Origin of the sequence: Anaerococcus nagyae (genome assembly GCF_017874535.1) — a bacterium.
Classification (GTDB): Bacteria; Bacillota; Clostridia; order Tissierellales; family Peptoniphilaceae; genus Anaerococcus; species Anaerococcus nagyae.
Genome location: NZ_JAGGLS010000002.1, coordinates 120,318 through 142,909, shown reverse-complemented (window position 1 = coordinate 142,909; position 22,592 = coordinate 120,318). Strand labels below are relative to the sequence as shown.

21 protein-coding genes are annotated in these 22,592 nt (G+C 30.6%); 3 read left to right on the top strand and 18 right to left on the bottom strand.

What is annotated here, in order from left to right; genetic code table 11:
* Positions 1-13: 13 nt before the first annotated feature.
* The 16 genes from leuS to hflX all read right to left on the bottom strand — a co-directional run bounded on the left by leuS (position 14) and on the right by hflX (position 16,260).
* A complete protein-coding gene (gene leuS / locus J2Z39_RS02805; protein ID WP_117521036.1) occupies positions 14-2,446 on the bottom strand; it encodes a leucine--tRNA ligase in 2,433 nt (810 codons plus the stop codon).
* Positions 2,447-2,454: 8 nt separating this feature from the next.
* Positions 2,455-3,843, bottom strand: a complete 1,389-nt coding sequence (asnS, locus tag J2Z39_RS02800) for an asparagine--tRNA ligase (RefSeq protein WP_209813686.1) — start codon at positions 3,841-3,843, stop codon at positions 2,455-2,457.
* Positions 3,833-5,152, bottom strand: a complete 1,320-nt coding sequence (locus J2Z39_RS02795) for a replication-associated recombination protein A (RefSeq protein WP_209813684.1) — start codon at positions 5,150-5,152, stop codon at positions 3,833-3,835. Before J2Z39_RS02795 ends, asnS begins: the two co-directional genes overlap by 11 nt.
* Positions 5,153-5,197: 45 nt before the next feature.
* A complete protein-coding gene (gene nrdR, locus J2Z39_RS02790; RefSeq protein ID WP_209813683.1) occupies positions 5,198-5,665 on the bottom strand; it encodes a transcriptional regulator NrdR in 468 nt (155 codons plus the stop codon).
* Between the two features lies 1 nt (position 5,666).
* Positions 5,667-6,788, bottom strand: a complete 1,122-nt coding sequence (ftsZ, locus tag J2Z39_RS02785) for a cell division protein FtsZ (protein WP_209813681.1) — start codon at positions 6,786-6,788, stop codon at positions 5,667-5,669.
* A gap of 25 nt (positions 6,789-6,813) precedes the next feature.
* Positions 6,814-7,647, bottom strand: coding sequence for a cell division protein FtsQ/DivIB (locus J2Z39_RS02780; protein WP_117521026.1), 834 nt, complete (start codon positions 7,645-7,647; stop codon positions 6,814-6,816).
* 1 nt (position 7,648) lies between these two features.
* Complete coding sequence (gene murG, locus J2Z39_RS02775; RefSeq protein ID WP_117521024.1) at positions 7,649-8,734, bottom strand: undecaprenyldiphospho-muramoylpentapeptide beta-N-acetylglucosaminyltransferase; 1,086 nt, start codon at positions 8,732-8,734, stop codon at positions 7,649-7,651.
* Positions 8,731-10,056 carry a UDP-N-acetylmuramoyl-L-alanine--D-glutamate ligase gene (gene murD / locus J2Z39_RS02770; RefSeq protein WP_209813679.1) on the bottom strand — a complete coding sequence of 442 codons (1,326 nt, stop codon included), beginning with the start codon at positions 10,054-10,056 and terminating at the stop codon, positions 8,731-8,733. The genes murG and murD overlap by 4 nt, the downstream gene beginning before the upstream one ends.
* Positions 10,053-11,015 (bottom strand): phospho-N-acetylmuramoyl-pentapeptide-transferase, encoded by a 963-nt coding sequence (gene mraY / locus J2Z39_RS02765; RefSeq protein WP_245325673.1) that lies wholly within the window; start codon positions 11,013-11,015, stop codon positions 10,053-10,055. Before mraY ends, murD begins: the two co-directional genes overlap by 4 nt.
* Positions 11,005-11,406: a hypothetical protein gene (locus tag J2Z39_RS02760; RefSeq protein WP_117521020.1), complete on the bottom strand. Its 402-nt coding sequence runs from the start codon at positions 11,404-11,406 to the stop codon at positions 11,005-11,007. The genes mraY and J2Z39_RS02760 overlap by 11 nt, the downstream gene beginning before the upstream one ends.
* Before the next feature lies 1 nt (position 11,407).
* On the bottom strand, positions 11,408-12,328 hold the full coding sequence (gene rsmH / locus J2Z39_RS02755; protein WP_209813677.1) for a 16S rRNA (cytosine(1402)-N(4))-methyltransferase RsmH: 921 nt from the start codon (positions 12,326-12,328) through the stop codon (positions 11,408-11,410).
* Between the two features lies 1 nt (position 12,329).
* Complete coding sequence (gene mraZ / locus J2Z39_RS02750) at positions 12,330-12,743, bottom strand: division/cell wall cluster transcriptional repressor MraZ (protein WP_117521015.1); 414 nt, start codon at positions 12,741-12,743, stop codon at positions 12,330-12,332.
* Positions 12,744-12,862: 119 nt separating this feature from the next.
* Positions 12,863-13,666, bottom strand: a complete 804-nt coding sequence (lgt, locus tag J2Z39_RS02745) for a prolipoprotein diacylglyceryl transferase (RefSeq protein ID WP_425353063.1) — start codon at positions 13,664-13,666, stop codon at positions 12,863-12,865.
* Positions 13,666-14,400, bottom strand: a complete 735-nt coding sequence (locus J2Z39_RS02740; protein ID WP_117521011.1) for a YebC/PmpR family DNA-binding transcriptional regulator — start codon at positions 14,398-14,400, stop codon at positions 13,666-13,668. The genes lgt and J2Z39_RS02740 overlap by 1 nt, the downstream gene beginning before the upstream one ends.
* Positions 14,401-14,408: 8 nt before the next feature.
* A complete protein-coding gene (locus tag J2Z39_RS02735; protein ID WP_209813673.1) occupies positions 14,409-15,047 on the bottom strand; it encodes a YigZ family protein in 639 nt (212 codons plus the stop codon).
* A complete protein-coding gene (gene hflX / locus J2Z39_RS02730) occupies positions 15,022-16,260 on the bottom strand; it encodes a GTPase HflX (RefSeq protein WP_117521007.1) in 1,239 nt (412 codons plus the stop codon). Before hflX ends, J2Z39_RS02735 begins: the two co-directional genes overlap by 26 nt.
* Before the next feature lie 133 nt (positions 16,261-16,393).
* Here hflX and J2Z39_RS02725 point away from each other — a divergent pair, with 133 nt between their 5' ends.
* Positions 16,394-19,375 carry a transglycosylase domain-containing protein gene (locus tag J2Z39_RS02725; protein WP_117521005.1) on the top strand — a complete coding sequence of 994 codons (2,982 nt, stop codon included), beginning with the start codon at positions 16,394-16,396 and terminating at the stop codon, positions 19,373-19,375.
* 273 nt (positions 19,376-19,648) lie between these two features.
* Here J2Z39_RS02725 and J2Z39_RS02720 read toward each other — a convergent pair whose 3' ends face one another.
* Positions 19,649-19,960, bottom strand: coding sequence for a GlsB/YeaQ/YmgE family stress response membrane protein (locus J2Z39_RS02720; RefSeq protein WP_117521003.1), 312 nt, complete (start codon positions 19,958-19,960; stop codon positions 19,649-19,651).
* A gap of 125 nt (positions 19,961-20,085) precedes the next feature.
* A complete protein-coding gene (locus tag J2Z39_RS02715) occupies positions 20,086-20,364 on the bottom strand; it encodes a GlsB/YeaQ/YmgE family stress response membrane protein (RefSeq protein ID WP_209813671.1) in 279 nt (92 codons plus the stop codon).
* A gap of 210 nt (positions 20,365-20,574) precedes the next feature.
* Here J2Z39_RS02715 and J2Z39_RS02710 point away from each other — a divergent pair, with 210 nt between their 5' ends.
* Together J2Z39_RS02710 and J2Z39_RS02705 are read left to right on the top strand one after the other, a co-directional pair.
* A complete protein-coding gene (locus J2Z39_RS02710) occupies positions 20,575-21,288 on the top strand; it encodes a response regulator transcription factor (protein ID WP_209813670.1) in 714 nt (237 codons plus the stop codon).
* On the top strand, positions 21,269-22,591 hold the full coding sequence (locus tag J2Z39_RS02705; RefSeq protein ID WP_209813668.1) for a sensor histidine kinase: 1,323 nt from the start codon (positions 21,269-21,271) through the stop codon (positions 22,589-22,591). Before J2Z39_RS02710 ends, J2Z39_RS02705 begins: the two co-directional genes overlap by 20 nt.
* Position 22,592 lies beyond the last annotated feature (1 nt).

Sequence of the window (22,592 nt, the reverse complement as noted above, 5' to 3'; positions counted from 1 at the left end):
ACGTCCTACTTTTTTATCCTACTACTATATTTAGAATTTTACCTGGAACATAGATTATTTTTCTTATCTCTTTATTCTCTATATGACTTGCTATATTATTATCAGATTTTGCAGCTTCTATAGCATCATCTTTACTCGCATCCATTGACATCATTACCTTACCACGCATTTTTCCATTTACTTGTACTGGCATTTCAAATTCATCTAAACTTAGTTTTGAATCATCATACTTTGGCCAAGCTGCTTCATTTAGCATTCCCTCAAATCCTGCCATTTTCCAAAGTTCTTCTGTCATATGTGGAGCAACGGGATTTAGAAGAATTATATAAGTTTTAAAGTCATCTTTTGTAATACTAGCTTGACTTCTCATTTCATTTGACAGAGTCATAAGTGATGCAATGGCTGTATTAAATTTAAGATTTTCAAAATCTTCACTAACTTTTTTTATAGTTTGGTGTATTGTAACTTCAAGGTTTTTAGAGTATCCTTCTCCTTGGCCTATAAGATCTATCATATTATAAACACGTTCTAAATACTTACGGCAACCGCGAACTCCTTCATCAGACCAAATAGCTGTTGAAGTGAAATCTCCTATGAACATCTCATAACATCTTAAAGTATCTGCACCATAATCTCTTATTATATCATCAGGATTTACAACATTTCCTCGAGATTTACTCATCTTTTGATGATCTTCTCCTAAAATCATACCATGGCTTGTCCTCTTCTTATATGGTTCTTTAGTAGGAACAATTCCTAAGTCATATAAAAATTTATGCCAAAATCTAGAATATAATAAGTGAAGTGTTGTATGCTCCATTCCACCATTATACCAATCTACTGGACTGTAATAATTTAAAGCTTCTTTACTAGCTATAGCTTTACTATTATGTGGGTCCATGTATCTTAGATAGTACCAAGAGCTTCCTGCCCATTGTGGCATAGTATCTGTTTCTCTTTTAGCAGGCTTACCACAGATTGGGCAAATAGTATTTACAAATTCATCTATTTCTGAAAGCGGAGATTCTCCTGTTGCAGTGGGTTCATAAGTTTCTACTTCTGGAAGCATTATTGGCAGTTCACTTTCATCTACTGGTACCCAACCATGTTCCTCGCAGTAAACCATAGGAATTGGTTCACCCCAATATCTTTGACGTGAAAACACCCAATCACGGAGCTTAAAGTTTGTTGTAGCCTCCCCTAGTTTCTTTTCTTCTATATATTCTATAGCTTTTTGCTTAGCCTCAGTTGCAGATAAACCATTTAAAAATTCAGAATTTATAGATTTTCCCTTATTTATATCTGTAAGTGGAAGTTCTTCACTATCTTCTGTTTCATAAACTTGAACTATAGGCATATCAAACTCTTTGGCAAATTCATAGTCACGAGTATCATGGGCTGGAACTGCCATTATAGCTCCTGTACCATAAGACATAAGTACATAATCAGAAACCCAAATAGGAATTTCCTCACCACTTAATGGATTAATTGCACTTAAGCCATCAAGCCTTACACCTGTTTTATCTTTATTTAGTTCAGCTCTTTCAAAATCAGATTTTTTACGAGCCTCTTCTTGATAAGCTGTTACTTCATTATAGTTAGAGATTTTTTTCTTATAAACCTCTAGAATTGGATGTTCTGGAGAAATTACCATATAAGATACTCCAAATATAGTATCTGGACGAGTTGTATATACTGTAAGTTTATCCTCTGTATCTTTAATATTAAAGTTTACATTAGCTCCTTTTGATCTACCGATCCAATTTATTTGTTGAGCTTTTATTCTATCTTCATAATCAACTTCATCCAAATCGTCTATAAGTCTATCAGCATATTCTGTAATCTTAAGCATCCATTGATTTTTCATTTTATGAACGACTTCTGTACCACATCTTTCACATTTGCCATCTACAACTTCTTCATTTGCAAGACCAACTTGACAAGATGGACACCAATTTACGCTCATTTCATTCTTGTAAGCTAAACCATGTTTGTATAATTGGATAAAAATCCATTGAGTCCATTTATAATATTCTGGATCTGTAGTATTAACTTCTCTATCCCAATCAAAAGAAAATCCTATGGATTTTAATTGTTCTTTAAAATTTTTAATATTTTCTTCTGTAACTTTTGCTGGATGTATTTTATTTTTAATAGCATAGTTTTCTGTAGGTAGACCAAAAGCATCAAAACCCATTGGATACATTACACTGTATCCTTCTAATCTACGTTTGCGGGCAACTATATCTAGAGCTGTATATGGTCGTGGATGTCCAACATGTAGACCTTGTCCTGATGGATAAGGAAATTCCACAAGTGGATAGTACTTTTTCTTTGTTTTATCTACTTCACTATGAAAGGTTTTATTATCATCCCAAACTTTTTGCCATTTTTTTTCAATAGCATTTGGGTTATATTCTGGATATTTGGAATTATATTCACTCATTTTAACTCCTAATTTTTTTGTGAGAATGCATTTACATATCTTGGGTAAGGTATTACATCACGAATATTTTTCATTCCTGTAACATACATAACAGCTCTTTCAAAACCTAGACCAAATCCAGAGTGAACAACTGTTCCAAATCTTCTTAAATCAAGATAATTTTGATAGTCTTCTTCTGCTAATCCATTTTCCTCAAATGATTTTAAAAGTTCATCAAGTCTTTCTTCCCTTTGAGAGCCACCAATTAATTCTCCAACTCCTGGTACAAGCATATCAAATGCAGCTACTGTCTTACCATCATCATTACGTTTCATATAGAAAGCTTTGATATCTTTTGGATAGTCGGTAACAAATACTGGCCCATTTACTATAGTTTCTGAAAGATATCTTTCATGTTCTGTTTGTAAATCCATACCCCATTCGACTGGAAACTCAAATTTTTCTCCGCTAGCTTGTAGTCTTTCTATAGCCTCTGTATAAGTTATTCTTGCAAATTCTTTATTTCTTACTTGGTTAAGTCTGTCAAATAAGCCTTCATCTATAAATCTATTGAAAAATTTCATTTCATCAGCATTATTTTCTAATAAGTAGTCAATAACATACTTAATCATATCTTCAGCTACATCCATAGCTACATTGTAATCAGCAAAAGCTATTTCAGGTTCTAACATCCAAAATTCTGCAGCATGGCGAGGAGTGTTTGATTCTTCTGCTCTAAATGTTGGGCCAAAAGTATATACATCTCCAAAAGCTAAAGCATAGTCCTCCGCTTCAAGTTGACCTGATACAGTTAAATATGACTTTTTGCCAAAGAAATCTTTGCTATAATCAACTTTACCTTCTTCATTCATAGGCAGTTCATCTGGATTCATTGTTGTAATATTAAACATCTCCCCAGCTCCTTCAGCATCTGATCCTGTTACTATAGGAGGATTAACATATAAAAATCCTCTTTCCTGGAAGAACTTATGAAGTGCATAAGCTAGTGAACTTCTAACCTTAAAAACAGCTCTATAAGTATTGGTACGAGGACGAAGATGAGGAATAGTCCTCATAAACTCAAGAGTTTGCCTCTGTTTTTGGATAGGAAACTTATCAGAAGATTCTCCCAAAACTTTTATATCAGACGCTTGGATTTCATATGGAGTTTTATTATTACCAGTAGCCACTAACTTTCCAATAACTTTTAAACTTGTTGATAAAAATTGATGAGAAAGTTCATCATAGTTAAGAGCATCAGTGCTTACTACTATTTGTAGATTTTTAAAAGTGCTACCATCATTTAGCTCAATAAATCCTACATTTTTACCAAATCTAGAATTTCTAATCCAACCTTCTACCTTAACTTCAGTATCCAAGTACTGATCAATATCTTCTAATATTTCTCTAATCTTCATTATTTCCTTCCTTTCTCTTTTCCATCTTTTCTATCATTTCTTTTTCATAGGCAATATTTTTAGCTTTATAAAACTTTTCATTTTTATAAGCTTCTGGTAAATAATCTTGCTTTACATATCCACCAAATGAATGTGGGTATAGGTACTTTTCATGAATTAAATTTTTACTACCACTATAGTGTGAGTCTTTTAGATTATTGGGAACCTCTTTATCTGCATTTGATTTTACAAAGTCAAGCGCCCTGTCAATAGCTAAATAAGTAGAATTACTTTTTGGAGCAGCAGCTAAATAAGTAACTGTTTGAGCAAGTATTATTCTTGCTTCAGGCATACCTACAGTATTTACTGCATTAAAAGTACTATTTGCAAGTATCAGTGCATTTGGATCTGCATTTGATATATCTTCTGATGCAAATATTATCATTCGCCTTGCTATAAACTTAATATCCTCTCCAGAATCAAGCATTTTTGCTAAATAATAAAGGGCAGCATCAATATCAGACCCTCTCATTGATTTTATAAAAGCAGATGTAGTATCGTAATGCCTATCACCTGATCTATCATAAATAGCAATTTTTTTCTGAATAGAGTTTTCAATAGTTTCTTTGCCTATAGATATTTTACCATCTTTCTCATCTTCTGAAAATATAGCTATTTCAAGTGCGTTAAGTAAAGCTCTACTATCTCCATTTGAATATTTTATTAATGTTTTACTAGCATCCTTCTTTAAATCAATATTCTTACTTGATAAAATATCATCTTTGCTTAAAGCTTGTTCTATAAGATTTGATAAGTCATCCTCATTTAATGACTCTAACTCAAAAACATACATCCTAGAAATAAGTGCCTTATTGATTTCAAAATAAGGATTCTCAGTTGTAGCCCCAATTAGAATAATAGTAGAGTCTTCCACAAAAGGTAAAAGATAATCTTGCTGAGATTTGTTAAATCTATGAATTTCATCAATAAAAAGTATTGTTTTCTTATTTTCGTATTTTAGATTATCTTTAGCTATTTCAATTTGTTTTTTCAAATCACTTATTCCACTAGTCACTGCTGATAATTCTATAAAAGCCATATGGGTTGTTTCTGAAATTATCTTAGCTAAAGTAGTTTTACCTACTCCAGGTGGTCCATAAAAAATCATAGAATATATTCTATCAGCCTTAATCATTCGATTAATAATCTTACCTTCTCCTACCAGATGATCTTGACCTATATAATCTTTTAGATTTTTAGGACGTAACCTATCTGCTAGAGGCGCAGATTTTTCTAATTCTCTTTGCCTATTTAATTCAAATAAATCCATAACTTCTCCAAAGCTAATAAAAAAAGATGCTTAAATAGCATCACACTAATTATCAGCATCTTCCTTATCTTTTAAGTTTAATATTTCTTCATAAAATGAATCTACATCCTTAAATTCTCTATATACTGATGCAAATCTAACATATGCCACAGGGTCGAGATCTTTAAGTTCATCCATAACTAGCTGGCCAATAAAATTTGTAGTAACTTCTTTCTTACCAGTATGGTTAATCTTTATCTCAATATCTTTAGCCACTTTCTCTATCTGATCCATGGACACGGGTCTTTTTTGACAGCTTTTTACAATGCCATTTATAATTTTTGATGGATCATAGGCTTCCCTGGTGTCATCTTTTTTTACAACCATCAGGGTAATATTCTCATATCTTTCGTATGTTGAGAATCTCTTCCCACAATCTTCACATAACCTCCTGCGTCTTATCGCAGTATCATCTTCAGTTGTTCTAGAATCTAATACTTTAGTATTATGTGAATGACAATAAGGGCATTTCATATTATTTTAAGAAATCTGGCAAATCTATATCATCAAATGGATTTTTATTTGTTCTTTTATCTTCGGATTGACGAGAGTTTCTATTATTAGATTCAAACTCTTGCCTATTAGTTCTAGTTGGAGCATTCATCTCACCTGCTGTTGCTCTTGAAGAAGATGGTCTGCCTTGATTATCAAATCCTGTTGCAATAACAGTAATTTTGATTTCTTCACCCAATGATTCATCAGAGCCAACACCAAAGATGATATTAGCATCAGAATCAATATTATCACGTATGAGTTCAGCAGCTTCATTAGCTTCCATAAGACCTACTTCTGCAGCTGTTACATTTAGAAGAACAGCCTTAGCTCCTTCAATTGAAGTTTCAAGAAGTGGTGAATTAATAGCAGCTTTAGCAGCATCAACAGCTCTATTTTCACCAGCAGCACGTCCAATACCCATGTGAGCTATACCTTGATCACTCATAATTGATTCAACGTCCGCAAAGTCTAAGTTGATTACATTTGGAATAGCTATAAGCTCAGAAATGCCACTTACAGCATCCATTAGCACTTGGTCAGCTAGTTTAAATGCATCTACCATTGAAGTTCTTTTTTCAACTATTTGTAAAAGTCTATCATTTGGTATTGTAATAAGTGTATCAACATTTTCTTTAAGTTTTTCGATTCCACCTTCAGCTTGTGATTGTCTTTTTCTACCTTCAAAGGTAAATGGCTTTGTTACAACACCAACTGTTAAAATATCCATTTCTTTGGCAACACTTGCAACTACTGGAGCAGCTCCTGTACCAGTACCGCCACCCATACCAGCAGTAATGAATACCATGTCAGATCCTTTTAGCGCTTCAGTTATATCATTTTTTGATTCTTCTGCAGCTTTTTCTCCAACTGACGGATTAGCACCTGCTCCGAGACCACGTGTTAATTTTTCACCAATTTGTAGTCTTATATCTGCATTTGATTCTTGTAAAGTTTGCAAGTCCGTATTTACTGCTACAAACTCAACTCCTGATAGTCCATTATCTCTCATTCGGCTGATAGCATTATTACCACCACCACCAACTCCTATAACTTTTATTTTAGCTAAAGAGTTGTTATCATTTTCCATGTTTATATTCGCCATACTTTCCCCCGTGTTCTGTTTTATTTTAATAATTTAGATTTTCACTAAATGATTCAGGATTTACTTTTACTACTGGGTCATTTCCATTATTTAAGTCAATTTCTGTAATATCTAATGACTTACTATTTACATCATTTAGAATTTTATCAAGTAATTTTAACTTATAATCAATGTTATTTAAATCACCAAATTTCACATCTATATCATTTATCATTATACCAATTTGAGCTTTATTTTCCAAATTTAATTGATTTAACTCGTTAAAATATGAATAAGATTGAATAGCTCTTAAAAACTTAAGACTAGCCTCTGATCCAGTAAAATTTCCACCAATATTTTCTCTAAGATTAGCGCCTTTAATTTCTTTCAAAGGCAACTGTTTATATTCGTCAATATCTTCACCGAGTAAGGTAGCCTTATTTGAAATATAAACCCTGTGTTCCCCATTATCTTGAAAAAACAAAGGATAAGTTTCATCTACATTCACATTTAATAAATCAGGAAAAACTTTTTTTATTTTTACATTTTCAATTCCTCTAAGTTTATTTATATTGTCTTCATAATCACTAGGATTATAGAATAAAATATTTTTTCCTATTGGGTTTCCTAATTCACTTATTATATCTGTATCATTTGTCATCTCATTGCCAGTTATATATATCTGAGATATCTTCATATAGGAATGAATGTATATGCTATAAAATATACTTAATAAGGCAAGTAAAATTAATAAAAGAACATAAGCTTTAGTAAATAATTTTTTATTTTTACTATACTTACTACGTCTTTTAGCTACATAGGTCTTGCTTACAGTTCTACCATCTCTTTTTAAGTATCTATCATCATTAGTATTAGTCATATTATCTAGCTGTTAAATCTACTATCAATTCAAAAATAGTATCACTTGCACCATCATTTGAAAGTTTGGAACTAGCTTCCCCCATTTCAGTTAATTTGTCATTATTTGTTATTACACTTATTATATTATCATACAGAATTTTTCCATTAAGATCTTTTTCTAAAATCATCATAGCAGCTCCATTATCTACATAAGTTTGTGCATTATGTTGTTGATGATTTTCGGTAGTATAAGCTTTTGGAATAAGTATAGATGGTTTTTTCACACTTGAAATTTCAGCAAGACTCATAGCACCACTTGAAGCTATTACCAAGTCACTAACAGCGTAAAATAAATCAATATTATCTATATAAGGAAAAACCTTTAAATAAGAATTTTGATCTAAATTACTTATGAAATCATCATAATTTTTTTTACCAGTTTGATGCAATAAATAAAAATCTCCTTTTAAGCTATTAGCCATTTCTTTAACAGCCTTATTCATGGCATATGATCCGTTGGATCCACCAAAGGAAAAAACTACAGGTATGTCTTTTTTTATACCTAAACTTTCTAAATCTTCATTCGTATAATAACTAGAAAAATTAGTACGTACCGGATTGCCTGTTACTATTATATTCTCTTTATGCTTAAAGTATTTCTTTGCCTCTTTATATGATATACAAAGAGCATCTACCTTATTAGATAAAAACTTTGATGTAACACCTGGATATGAATTAGATTCATGAATCAATGTTGGCACCCCTGCTTTTGCAGCCTGAAAAATTATAGGACCACATACATATCCACCAGTACCAATAGCTATGTCTGGCTTAAAATCTTTTACAATTTTTCTAGCTGCTTTAAATCCTTTCATATTTCTTGATAAGGATTTGAAAAATTTCTTATTTATTTTACGAGGCATACCCATACCATCTATAGGCCTAAATTCATATCCATATTTTTCAGCTATAGATTCCTCTGGTCCCCCTTTTATTCCTACATATAATACTTTAGTATTGCTAATATTTTCTTCTATTTTTTGAGCTATGGCTATAGCTGGGTATATATGTCCTCCAGTACCGCCACCTGAAATTATTACTCTCACTCAATATTCCCTTTATATTTTTTTATTTTTTCTTTAAAATCCTTGCCACGTATTTCATAAGAATCATACATATCCCAGCTGGCACTTGCAGGTGATAATAAAATAATATCTCCTTGATTAGCTAAATTCACAGATTTTTTTACTGCATCTTCCATATCTTCTGCTAATTGGTATTCAACATTGTAATCTTCACACAAACCTTTTAGCTGATCTTTAGTTTGACCCATAATTACCATTACTTTTCCATTTTTTTTAAAGGCTTTTACATAGTCACTATAATCTATTTTCTTATCATATCCACCAGCTATAACTATAAGAGGATTATCAAAACTTTCTATAGCTTTTACAGAACTATCGACATTTGTGCCCTTGGAGTCATTATAAATTTTAACATTGTTTACTTCATCTACAAACTCTAATCTATGTTCTATAGATACAAAGCTTTTAGAAGCATTTGCTATATCATTAAAATCTAAACCAAATAAATAACATTCTAAGATTGCTGCCATTAAATTTTCATAATTATGATTACCAATTATTTTAAGTTCTTTAACATCTAAAATATCTCTAGTTTCCTCACCATTTGTAAATTTAATAATCGTGTTATCTAAATATAAGCCTTTGTCAACTATAGACTTAGTAGAAAATTCATAAATATTTGCCTTGATTTGATCTTTCTTTTCTTGTAAAATTCTATCATTTTTATTAATGATTAGGTAATCACTTTGATTTTGATTTTTTGTTATATTAAATTTTGAGTTAATATAGTCCTCATAATTCCCATGCCAATCTATATGATCTGGACTAATGTTTAGGATACTTGCTATATGTGGATGATACTTATTAGTGTCTTTGAGTTGAAATGATGATAATTCCTCCACAAAAATGGCATCCTCATTATGCATCTTCCACAAAATACCCTCACCAATATTACCTACAGATATAGCTTTTATTCCATTTTTATTTAGAATATGAGAAATCATAGAAGTTGTAGAAGTTTTTCCATTTGTTCCTGTAACAGATAAAAATTTCTTATCAGGAAATAGTCTATATGATAATTCTATATCGCTTATAACTTCATACTTACTAGAGAGTTTTTTAACTACATCATCACTTGGAGCTATACCAGGAGATTTTACAATATACTCAAAATTAAATTTTAACAAATCCGAATCAGAAATAGGGCTATAGTTATAGCCCTTCAATTCATCAACGTATACCTTATTTTTATCAAATGTATAAACTTCATATCCCATTTTGCTTAATGTTTTTACAGTGGATACTCCACTTACACCTAGTCCATATACTAAAATTTTTTTCATAAAATTGCCACCAATGTTATTAAACATAGTATTGTAGAAACAATACTAAAAGCCGCTACTATTTGAGGTTCCTTATATCCCTTTAACTCAAAATGATGATGAATTGGAGTCATTAAGAAAACTCTTTTCTTGTTACGTGTTTTATAAGAAATCACTTGAATAATTACAGATAGAGTTTCCATTACATATACCCCACCAAAAATTATTAAGTATATTGGTAATTTTTCTATAATAGCAATAGCTACTACTGCTCCTCCAATTGCCATGGAACCAGTATCTCCCATAAAAACCGAAGCTGGATTAGAGTTAAAATACAGAAATCCTAACAAAGCTGCAAACATTATAATTGAGAATAATCTTGTTGTTTCTGTTGTTGCTAATAGAAACAAGCATATAAATACAGGTAAAGAAACACTTGTCGCAAGTCCATCAAGACCATCCGTAAGATTTACAGCATTTGTAGTACCAATTATAATAAATATCAAAATTACAAATCCAAAAAAACTAATATCTACAATATGATTTGTAAATAATAACTGTAAAGTAGTCACACTTTCTTTATCATTTATGTAAGCCATAATTGTTACTAATATTGCTAAGACAAATTGTAATATCATTTTTTCTTTAGGAGTAAGACCTTCAGATTGTTTTAAAACTAATTTTCTAAAGTCATCGATAAAACCAATTGCTCCGAAACCAAGAGTACATATTAATAATATAGCTGTATTCATGTTAAAAGGAACAAATATCAAGGTCATCAATAAAGCTGAGATCAAAAATATAATCCCTCCCATTGTTGGAGTACCTGCTTTTTGATAATGACTTTTTGGACCCTCTTTTCTAATATTTTGCCCTATCTTCATATTTTTTAATATAGGTAATACAGCATATCCTAATACCACAGTTGCTATTATTGTAATAATTGATATTTTACCTATAAGGTTCATATTAATTTCCATCGAACTCTATTCTCTCTTCCTTAGCTTTATCGTAAACCATACCTAATTCTTCAATAGCATACCTTTGTATTCTGTTTATATCTACAGCATTTTCTAATTTAGCTTTAAGTCTATCTCTTTTTAACTCGGTTGATATACTTTCAGTAACAAGTTCATTATACTCATTTCTTTTTGTCATCAACTCATTTCTCTTGTTAAAAGTAAATATTCCTAAAGTTACTATTATTGCAAGAGCAAAAAATGATAAAATTATTCTCATTTTCCTATCTCTTTTTTCCTGCATCTTTATAGCATATTTTCTACTATATTTAGGATTTTCTCTGACCTTTAACTTTCTTCTATTTTTATTATTATTTTTTGATACTTGTTTTTTTGGTATTCTTTCAGCCATATTAAATCCTTTGACATACCCTAAGCTTAGCACTCTTAGATCTAGAATTTTCTTCTAGCTCTTTTTTTGATGCTGTAATAGGTTTTTTATTTACTATTTTTATTTTTGCTTTGTGATTACATACGCAAACAGGTAAAGACGGTGGACATATACAATCTTTTTCTAAATCTTTAAATTTATTTTTTACTATTCTATCTTCCAAGGAATGGAAACTAATTACGCACAGTCTAGCATCGATATTAAGAGAATCAACAACTTTTTCCAAAGTATTTTCTAATACTTCTAGCTCTCTATTAACCTCTATTCTTAAAGCTTGAAAGACTCTTTTTTCAGGGTGAGCTTCTTTAGATCTTACTGATCCTTGTATTAATTCTCTTAACTTAAAAGTTGTATCTATATGATATAGATCTCTAGTTTCGATAATTTTTCTAGCTATTGTTTTAGAGAATCTTTCTTCACCAAAATCTGAAAAAATTCTTACTAGTTCTTCTTTTGGATATTCATTTATAATTTTTTCTGCTGTTAACTCATTTGCAGTATCCATTCTCATATCTAGTGGACCATCGTTCATATAAGAAAATCCACGATCTCCATTGTCAATTTGATATGAGCTGACACCTATATCCATCAAAGCACCATCAATTTTGTCTACACCTAAATCTTTTAATACTTGATCAATATTTTCAAAGTTACTTTTTATAAAAGTAGCATTTGTGAAATCTTTCAAGTTTTCTTTTGCTGCATTTAAAGCATCTTGATCTTGATCTAAACCAATTAGCCTACCCTTTTCAGATAGCTTTTCTAAAATTCTTTTGCTATGACCACCCTTACCTAAGGTTAAATCTACATAAATACCGTCAGACTTTATATTTAAATTTTCTATTACTTCATCAGCTAAAACTGATACATGCTTAAATTCCATATTATTCATCCATTATATCGGATAAATTCACCTCAACTTCATTTATGTATTTTTGCCATTGTTTAACATCCCATATTTCTATAGTTAAATTATTTCCAATTATCATAGCCTCATCTTCGATATGTGCATAATCTCTTAAGTTCTTATTTAACAAAATTCTACCTTGTTTATCTAAGCTTGTTTTTATAGTGGATGAAAAAAACAATCTTTTTATAGCTCTATTTTTTTTATTTTCGTTACTAAGATCGTTAAGCCTTGCACTTTGTTTTTCAAATTCTTCTTTAATATAAATTATTAATGAAGACTCTGGTCCCTTGGTTATGAATATTTCATCAATAAGGTTTTCTCTAAACTCACTTGGCATCATTATTCTATTTTTAGAATCTAATTTATGTGTGAATTCACCTAAGAACACTTATTACCACCTTAAACCACTTTAATCCACTTTATAATCATTTTATACCATAGAGGATAAAAAATCAAACAAAAAAAATCGGCTTAAAGAGCCGATTAAATTTATTAACTTATTTGATTTCACTTAAATCTAACTATATTTTGTTTTTTTTCTTCCTTAGCTCTTTTGGGACTAAAATATGGTGGGACATGTTTTTTATTTGCTATAACATATATTATTAGACCAAGAACTATAAACAATAGAGACATTAGCTGAGCTATTCTTATAGGTCCTAAATATAAGGAATCCGTCCTTAGTCCTTCCACAAAAAATCTAATTAATCCATACCCCATTAAATACACCGCACTCTGTTTGCCTTTATCAGGATTTCTCTTTCTCCAATTTATTAAAATCAAAAAGATAATAATATCTCCAATTGATTCATATAAAAAAGTAGGATGAACCTTAACTCCATCAATTACGATTCCCCAAGGAAGATCTGTTGGACCACCATGAGCTTCTTGATTCATAAAGTTTCCCCATCTTCCAATACCTTGCCCCAAAGCAAGCGATGGTACTAAAACATCTGTTAAATCTAAAAATGGTAAATGTTTCTTTTTTGCAAAAAAATAAGTTGCAAGTGTTCCAAAAACTATACCTCCATGGATAGCAAGACCTCCACCTCTTATGTTTAATATTTGACCTGGATTTTGAGAATAATAATCCCACTCAAAAAGTACATACCAAAATCTAGCTCCAAGTATACCTATAGGTATTGCTACAAATAAAATATCATATATAAAGTCTTCGTCAAAGTCGCGTCTAACAAGCTCTTTTTTTGCAAAATAAGTACCTAACAGCATCCCTGCTATAATAAGTAAGGCATACCAATATACATCAATACCAAAAAGCGAAAAGGCGACTCGATTAAAGTCAAAAGTCATCATTCTTCCTCACTAGGTTCGTCCCAATTAGTATAAACTTCTTGAACATCATCATTATCCTCAAGTGTATCTATTAATTTTGTAAGACTAGGATGATGTTCACTAGATACTTCTACTTCGTTTTGTGGGATATAAGAAATTTCTGATCTTTCAATTTTATATCCAGATTCTTCAAGCTTAGCTACTGCTTCATTGAATGCTTCTACACTTGTTATAGCTTCAAAAAATTCGTCTTCTTCAATTACATCATCTGCTCCGGCTTCTAAAGCGTCCATCATAAATTCATCAAAATCTTTATCTTTATTATTTACTAAAATTTCACCTTTATGATCAAACATGAACATAACTGATCCATCAGTACCTAGATTTCCACCATTTTTATCAAAAGCATGGCGAACATCTGGTGCTGTTCTTTGAACATTATCTGTTAGACAATCTACTATTACTGCTACTCCAGCTGGACCATAACCTTCATATATTACTCTTTGAAAATTATCTCCTGCACCTTCTCCTGTTGCCTTTTTTATAGCTCTATCAATATTATCATTCGGCATATTATCAGCTTTTGCCTTGTCAATAGCTTGTTTTAAAGCTGGGTTATAATCTGGATTGTCCCCACCTTGTCTAGCTGCTACAGTTATATTTCTAGCGTGTTTAGTAAAGATTTTTCCTCTTCTTGCATCTTCATTTCCCTTTTTATTTTTAATTTTGCTCCATTTATTATGTCCTGACATAAATCCTCCTATAATTTAGTAAAAAGCATTTCTGCCTTTTTATTTTCTATTTTAATATTATCACTTGTCAAGTTTATTAAGTTTTTACAAACTTTTTCATATTCTTCTTCTTTTATATATAAAGAAATTTTAACTTGATCAGTAAATTCCTTATCTATTATAGCAAAATCATTTTCATTTAAATAATTTTCAATCTGCCCTAATAGTGAATAAGAATGAATTAATTCTACTACATAAAATGGTCTTTTGTAAACAATATTATTTATGAGTGCGTCACTTACTCCCCTACTATAGGCACGAATAAGACCACCTTTACCTAATAACTTTCCTCCAAAATACCTAGTAACAACAACTGCTATATTACTTACTCCTTCTTTCTCCAAAACTGATAACATAGGTAATCCAGCAGACCCCTGTGGTTCACCATTATCGCTATATCTTTTTATTTCTGGAATTTTATTTATAATATAAGCACTACAATTATGAGTAGCATCTTTATATCTTTCTGATATTTCATCTATAAATTCTATTGCTTCTTCTTCACTTTCAACATGTAAAATTGTTGTTATAAATCTAGATTTTTCTTCTTCAAATTCACTTATATGACTGCCTTCAACAGTCTTATAAGCTTGTGATAAATCGTCCATACTTATCCCTATCTTCTTTAGATATCTCAAATTTTATATTTGTTCCATCTTCATCATATTTAGTATTTAATATGTCATAATTAGTCATCATATGATCTAAGATATCACCATCAGCAAAAGGTATGTGCATATTTACAAGTTCGTATTCACTCTTTATCAATGAAACTATCTTATCTTTAAGCCTTACTAAATCATCATCATCTTGTGCAGAAATATATATTCTTTCACTCTCTCTTTTAAAGAGCTTTACAGCAAGTTCATCTTTCACTTTATCCATCTTATTAAAAACATATAAAATCTCTTTATCACCAATGTCTATATCTTCAATAGCTGTTTCTATAGCATGTAATTGATGTTCAATGTTATGGCTTGCATCTATTACTATTAAAAGCATATCTGCAAATCTAATTTCATCTAAAGTAGTTAAAAAAGAATCATTTAATTCAGCTGATAAGTTATCAATAAAACCTACAGTATCTGTTAATGTAACTTTGGTATTTGAAAAGTCTAATCTTCTAGTAGATGTATCAAGAGTCGCAAAAAGTAAATCATCTGAGTATACAAATTTTTCCGCACCAAAAATTTTCATCATGCCATTTAAAATAGTTGACTTGCCCGCATTAGTATAGCCTAATAGTGAAATATTATGGATATTTCTTCTTGACTGCCTATTTACTCTTTTAGTCTTTTCTACATCTTTTAATTGTTTTTCTAAAGATTTAATGTCACGAACTACTGCACGTCTATCAGTTTCAAGCATTGTTTCTCCAGGTCCTCTTGTACCTATACCACCTGCTTGCCTTGATAAATATGAAAACCACTTATTAAGTCTAGGTAACTGATATTTAAGCTGTGCAAGTTTAATTTTTAGTCTAGATTCTTTAGTATTTGCTCTTAGAGCAAATATGTCTAATATCAGAGTTGTCCAATCTACAACGTGTAGCTTTAGTTCTTCTTCAAGATTATAAAGTTGACTAGCTGATAGTTCAACGTCAAAAATAACCGTATCTACCTCTAATTTTTTTGCCAAGTCTTTTATCTCACTAACCTTACCCTTACCTATGTAAAATCTTGGATTAACTTTATCCACTACTTGGCTAACGTATGCTAGAGACTTGCCCCCAGCTGTATTGATTAAAGATTCTAGTTCATAAATTTTATTATCTTCATCGTCATCTCTATTTAAAACATTTACTTGTATAACTTCTTGCATAAACTCCCTTTCTAAATAGATTATACGATTAGCCAATAATTAATAAAGATAGTATATATGGAATAAATAATAAAAAAATGATAAAATGGTAATAAATTATACAAAAAATAGACTAAGATATTTAGGAGGCATAATGACAAAAAAAATTACCTCTATAGTACTAAAGCTTATATTAATAGTATTTTTAATCTTACTATCAGCAGTGACCATATTTGCAGGTCTTACTGGAGGAGCAATACTTGAAGTTATGAAAACTGCTCCAAAAATAGATTCAGATATTATTAAATATGAAATGAGCCAAAATTCCACTATAGTTGATGAAGATGGAAATGAACTAGATTCAATAGCTACAAATGAATATAGGGAAATTGTAGACTACAACGATATTCCAGATGATCTCAAACACGCCTTTGTAGCAGTTGAAGATGAAAGATTCTATAAACACCCAGGTGTAGATCCCCAATCTATACTAGGATCAGCTGTTGAGAATTTTAGAGCTGGTGGAATTGTACGTGGTGGATCTACAATTACTCAGCAGCTTGCTCGTAATACTTACCTTACAAATGATCAAACCTATCAAAGAAAGATTAGAGAAATTTATCTAGCCTTAGAAATAGAAAAGAATTTAAACAAAGATGAAATTCTAGGTGCCTATTTAAATCGTGTATTTATGGGTCAAAATTCTTATGGTGTCGAAGCCGCCGCAAAAACTTACTTTAATAAAGACGTTTCAGAGCTAAATTTAGCTCAGTGTGCGGCTCTTGCTGGTATTGTACAATCTCCTTCAGATAACTCTCTTTATAAAGCAATTAAAGTAGGAGAAGTTACTGATCAAAAAATTCTTGGAGAATTCAATATTGAAGGAGAAAAATATGCTGCAATTTATAATCCTGCGCCACTTAAAAGAGAAGTTTATGTTCTTGATAAGATGCTCGAGCACGGTTATATAAGCAAAAAAGAATATGACGATGCAAGGTCATTTGATGTTGCAGAATCAATAAAACCTGCTATAAGAACTAATACAGAAATTGCAAGCTATTTTAACTCACTTTTGGAAAAACAAGTTGTTAAAAAACTGATGGAAACTTACAACATGAGTGAAAATCAAGCTTGGGATAGACTTAACTATGGTGGATTACGCATTACAACAACAATTGATGAAGATATGCAAAAACAACTTGAATCAATTTATAATGATTTTTCATCATATTTAGTTGGAGATACTTCCACTTGGCAGCAAGCCCCTCTATTAGATTTAAAATATGATCAATATGGAAATATCATAAATGATAATGGAAATCTCTTGTACTATTCAAAAGCAAATTTATTAAATGAAAATAACGATATTAGATTAAGAGCTGATGAAGCTTGGTACGATAAAGATAATAATATCGTTATGAAAACAAATAAGGCTTATTTAGATCAAACAAAACTAATGTTTAGAAACTACTATTCATTAGATGAAAATAATAAAAATTTAAGAACTCATAAGTCAGGATATGTCGACTTTAATACCAATGAAAATATTAAGTTAGATGATAACCAAAATATTGTAATAAGTAATAAATATTTAGAAAAAAATCCAAGACTATTTTCTTATTATGATGATGGTACATTCTCAATAAATAAAGACTTTTACGACATAGATCTTGATGGTATAATTCAGCCTCAATCTTCTACTGTAGTCATAGACCACAGCAATGGACATATAAAAGCTATAATGGGTGGACGTGACCAACAAGGTATGAGAGTTTTAGATAGAGCTTCCTCTATACCAAGACAACCTGGATCTTCAATCAAACCTATTGCCACCTATACAGCTGCTTTAGATAATGGCTTTAATCTTGCAACTGGTGTGGATGATGTTCCTTTACTGATGAATGATAATAATCAACCTTGGCCCAAAAATGTTTATGATTATTACATGGGTGTAGTACCAATTAGAAAAGCTATAGAATTATCAATAAATACTATAGCTGTAAGAACCTTAGATGAAATCGGTATAGACACCAGTATGGATTACTTAAAAAGATTTGGAATTATAAAAGAAAATGGAAGTGATGATAACTTTATAACAAAAGATGAAAATAGTGTTACTAATGATGAAAATCTTGCTGCTTTAGGTCTAGGAGCAATGACACATGGCCTTACAAACTTAGATATGACAGCAGCCTATGCAGCACTTGCTAATAAAGGTACCTACAATGAACCCCTTACATTCTCTAAAATTGAGGATTCTCAGGGTAAAGTATTGTTTGATAGCGATAATGTAATTACTCATAATGTAACAAGTGAACAAACAGCATACCAAATAACCTCTGCTTTACAAAGTGCAGGTGCTTATTATAACAACATAAATCTAAATGGTATAGACTATGCTGTAAAAACTGGAACAACTGACGATTATGTTGACTTTTGGTGTATGGGATACACTCCGTATTATACAGTAGGTATTTGGATGGGTTCAGATGATCAATCAATAAGAATGAATGGTACTTCTATTAAAAGAGCTGCCAAAATGTGGAATACTGTAAATAATAGTATTCTAGAAGATTATGATTCTAGTTCATTTGAAAGACCTGATTCAATTGTAGAAATGTTAGTAGATACTATGAGTGGTAAAATACCAACAGATTTATCTAGAGCTGATCCTCGTGGTACAGTTATAACAGAAATCTTTGGTCCAGATAATAAGCCTACAAAAGAAGATGATGCACACGTATTGCTAACAGTTGATAGTAGAAATAATTTGCTAGCTTCAGACGTAACTCCTAGCTGGGCAAGAGTTCAAAGATCATTTATAAGACCAAAAAGTAATTACAATCCAAAAGACTTTGGGGATATTTACCCAAGAGATTGGGATTATAGAGCTCCTACAGAATATTCTGATTTGATATATGTTGCTCCAAAACCTAGATATCATAAATCATATGATGAATCTAGCGAAGATGAAGATAAAAGCAATGAAGAAAACAAAGATGAAACAGAAGAAAATGGAGATAACAAAAATTCGAATGAGGATAATAAAAATCCATCTTCTGTAGATGGAAATCAAAATCCTTCTCATAATAATACCGAGAATCAAAATAAAGATCAAAAAGACATAAGAAGATAGAAATGAGCTGTTGCAGAATGAATAAATCGTCCCAAAATAATTAGAAGAACCTCTGCGGAAATTTTGCCTTCACGAGTTAGGCAGACTATGTAAAAATTTTCCTAAGAGAACCTTCTAATGAAGGTACGATAATTATTCATAGTTTTGCAATGGCTCTTTTAAGTTTATTTTTTTCAAGCATCAACTTTTCAAATCTTTCTATTATAGTAATTACTTCAATTAGATTTAAAAATACACAAAAAAAACAGAGCCTAGGCTCTGTTACAAAAATAATTAGAATCTATTATTTTTTCTATTAGTTGTAGTAGTGTTCTTATTGCTTTTGTTTTTAATTAATCCTATAATCCAAAGTAATAAAGCAGCACCAATTACAGCCCATAATATTTCTACAAATGTATTTGGAGTAGTACCTGGTTTTAAGAAAGCTGCATTATATATCCAGCCACCTATTACAGAACCTAGTATACCAACAATAATGTTAGCAACTCCGCCCATTTCCGCATCTTTTCCCATAATCATACTAGCAATCCATCCTGCTAGTGCTCCTAAAATTAATGTCATGATAAATGACTTTCCGTCAAACATAATTTCTCCTTTCAAGAATAAAAAATTTCGTAATAAGAAAATTAAAATTATTACATTATATATATAGCCAAGTTTAAAATTTTTAAACAAAAAACGCACCTTGAAGGTGCGCCTGATAAGATAAATTAAACTTGTGCTCTTGTATTGTTCTTATTATTTACTGCGCGAACAATAAAGTAGCATACTAGTGAACCTATTATAGACCATAGAACAACCATTCCATTTGTAGGAGCGTCATTTGCAAGTCCATAAATTACAGCACCAATTAATGCACCAACAATTCCCCAAGTGATTGCTTTACCATATGGCATTATAGTTTTCTCGCTCATAGCTGCTGGTAAAACCCATCCTATAATTAAGCCTATAAGAATTGCATATAACCATTGCATACCTGCTAAATTCATACATTTCCCCTTTCTTAATTTCTTAAAAATATCAAATAACAACATAACTATCTTATCATTAATACTTATACCCATTGTATAAAAAATATACTTTTTTTGATTAATTCATATAAAATTCTCAAACTTTGCTTATACTCTTTAAAATCAGATTGATGAAATCTAGAAAAAAAAAGATATAGCTTATGGTATAATATCAATGAGGTGAAAGTCGTGAATGATATTACAATTTTAATTATAGAAGATGAACAAAAAATATCAACTATCATGAAATCCTACTTTGAAAAAGAAGGATACAATGTACTTCAAGCTTTTGACGGCAAAGAAGGTTTAAAAATCTTTAATGAAAATGAAATAGATCTGATTATACTAGATCTAATGCTCCCCTTAATACCAGGTGAGGAAGTTATAAAAGAAATAAGAAACAAATCAGAAGTTCCAGTGATAATGGTTTCTGCTAAGGTTGAAGAAAATAACAGAGTTGATGGTCTTAGACTTGGTGCAGATGATTATGTGACAAAACCATTTTCTCCAAAAGAACTAGTGGAAAGAGTAAAGGCAATATTACGTCGTATTGAAAAATACAACATTCCAAGAGCTGATATAATTAAAACTAGCGACGGCAGATTAGAAATGGATTTAGAATATAATAGGATTTTTAAAGATAGCAAAGAAATATTGCTTACAAGAAATGAATTCCAAATTTTAAAGACCCTATTTTCAAATCCTAATAAAATTTATTCTAGAGATGAAATTATAGAGCAGACTTTTGGTTTTGATTATGACGCTTATGACAGGGCTATTGATACTCATATAAAAAATATTAGATCAAAGATTGAAGATAACCCTAAAAAACCTATATATATAAAAACTATATATGGTATGGGTTACAAATCAGGCGGAGTAGATGATCACATTAAAGAGTAAGATAATAAGAAACTTTACTGCGGGCATCTTAGCCTGCATTTTAGTTTTTTCAATACTTGTAACTTTGTTTGTAAACTTTAACTACAAAGAATTACTTCTAGATATGAAAGATGAAAGATCTATAGAAGTAAGTTATTGGTTTAGAGTATATAATAATGATAATAATATAAGCAAAAAAGAAATGTGGGAAGGTATTGACAGCTTAGCACAAGATTTAAAAGTAAAAATCGTATTTGAAGAGCCAGACGGTAGTATATCCTATTCTTTTGATGGACGCGAAAAACATAATCCATATCCACCAAAAGAAGATGTTTTTTCTTTTTTCAACGTCGATAAAACACGTCGTTCTGGAAAACTTCACGTCATTTACTATACAAATCCCGAACCTATTCAGCAGCTTCAAAAGAATTTTTCGACAGCGCTTGTTTATTCTATAGGTATCTCCTTACTAATTGGTATTATAATAAGCTTAATACTTTCAGATAACATTTCTGAACCAATTATGACTATGAGTGATGCCACTATAAAAATCAAAGATGGACAATATGATATAGGCGATCAGTATACAGATATAAAAGAACTAGAGACTCTTCAAAATAATATAAATTATTTATCAAATAACTTAAAGTATCAAGAAGAAATTAGAAAGCAATACGCTCAAGATATATCACATGACTTACGTACTCCTATTACTAATCTACAGCTTTATATAGAAGCTATCAAAGATGGAGTGATCGAAGCTGATAAAGATACTATGGATATACTTCTAACAGATGTAAAAAGATTAGAAGGCTTAGTAGAAGGTCTAAAGAAAACTTTTGATGATAATGTGGAATATTTTGCATTAAATAAAGAAACCTTCAACTTATCCGATGAAGTAAAAAATGTAGTAAATAGCTTTTTAATAAATGTTGAAAATAATAATATAACATTAAATTCATATATAGATGAAAACATTATTGTAAACTCAGACAAAGATAAATTTAACCAAATACTTCAAAATCTAATATCTAACGCAATTAAAGCAATAGGTAAAAATGGAAATATTGATGTTTATTTAAAAAATAATAATAAAGAAATAACTTTAAGAGTCATAGATGATGGAATTGGTATAGAAGAAGAGAATATTCCTAGAATATTTGAAAGGTTTTATAGAATAGAAGATTCAAGAAATACCGAAGATAATGGACATGGTTTAGGATTATCTATTACAAAAAACTTTACAGATGCCCTCGGTGGTACGATAAATGTAGATTCAAAATTAAATGAAGGTACTGACTTTACTCTTACATTTATGAAATAAG

What these genes read in the sequence shown, in the direction of transcription:
- leuS (WP_117521036.1), bottom strand. Translation starts at nt 2,446, where the DNA reads ATGAGTGAATATAATTCCAAATATCCAGAATATAACCCAAATGCTATT.
- asnS (WP_209813686.1), bottom strand. Translation starts at nt 3,843, where the DNA reads ATGAAGATTAGAGAAATATTAGAAGATATTGATCAGTACTTGGATACT.
- J2Z39_RS02725 (WP_117521005.1), top strand. Translation starts at nt 16,394, where the DNA reads ATGACAAAAAAAATTACCTCTATAGTACTAAAGCTTATATTAATAGTA.
- J2Z39_RS02740 (WP_117521011.1), bottom strand. Translation starts at nt 14,400, where the DNA reads ATGTCAGGACATAATAAATGGAGCAAAATTAAAAATAAAAAGGGAAAT.
- murD (WP_209813679.1), bottom strand. Translation starts at nt 10,056, where the DNA reads ATGAAAAAAATTTTAGTATATGGACTAGGTGTAAGTGGAGTATCCACT.
- J2Z39_RS02720 (WP_117521003.1), bottom strand. Translation starts at nt 19,960, where the DNA reads ATGTTTGACGGAAAGTCATTTATCATGACATTAATTTTAGGAGCACTA.
- J2Z39_RS02705 (WP_209813668.1), top strand. Translation starts at nt 21,269, where the DNA reads ATGATCACATTAAAGAGTAAGATAATAAGAAACTTTACTGCGGGCATC.
- rsmH (WP_209813677.1), bottom strand. Translation starts at nt 12,328, where the DNA reads ATGGAATTTAAGCATGTATCAGTTTTAGCTGATGAAGTAATAGAAAAT.
- J2Z39_RS02780 (WP_117521026.1), bottom strand. Translation starts at nt 7,647, where the DNA reads ATGACTAATACTAATGATGATAGATACTTAAAAAGAGATGGTAGAACT.
- J2Z39_RS02715 (WP_209813671.1), bottom strand. Translation starts at nt 20,364, where the DNA reads ATGAATTTAGCAGGTATGCAATGGTTATATGCAATTCTTATAGGCTTA.
- J2Z39_RS02735 (WP_209813673.1), bottom strand. Translation starts at nt 15,047, where the DNA reads ATGGACGATTTATCACAAGCTTATAAGACTGTTGAAGGCAGTCATATA.
- ftsZ (WP_209813681.1), bottom strand. Translation starts at nt 6,788, where the DNA reads ATGGCGAATATAAACATGGAAAATGATAACAACTCTTTAGCTAAAATA.
- nrdR (WP_209813683.1), bottom strand. Translation starts at nt 5,665, where the DNA reads ATGAAATGCCCTTATTGTCATTCACATAATACTAAAGTATTAGATTCT.
- hflX (WP_117521007.1), bottom strand. Translation starts at nt 16,260, where the DNA reads ATGCAAGAAGTTATACAAGTAAATGTTTTAAATAGAGATGACGATGAA.
- mraY (WP_245325673.1), bottom strand. Translation starts at nt 11,015, where the DNA reads ATGGAAATTAATATGAACCTTATAGGTAAAATATCAATTATTACAATA.
- J2Z39_RS02795 (WP_209813684.1), bottom strand. Translation starts at nt 5,152, where the DNA reads ATGGATTTATTTGAATTAAATAGGCAAAGAGAATTAGAAAAATCTGCG.
- lgt (WP_425353063.1), bottom strand. Translation starts at nt 13,666, where the DNA reads ATGACTTTTGACTTTAATCGAGTCGCCTTTTCGCTTTTTGGTATTGAT.
- J2Z39_RS02760 (WP_117521020.1), bottom strand. Translation starts at nt 11,406, where the DNA reads ATGGCTGAAAGAATACCAAAAAAACAAGTATCAAAAAATAATAATAAA.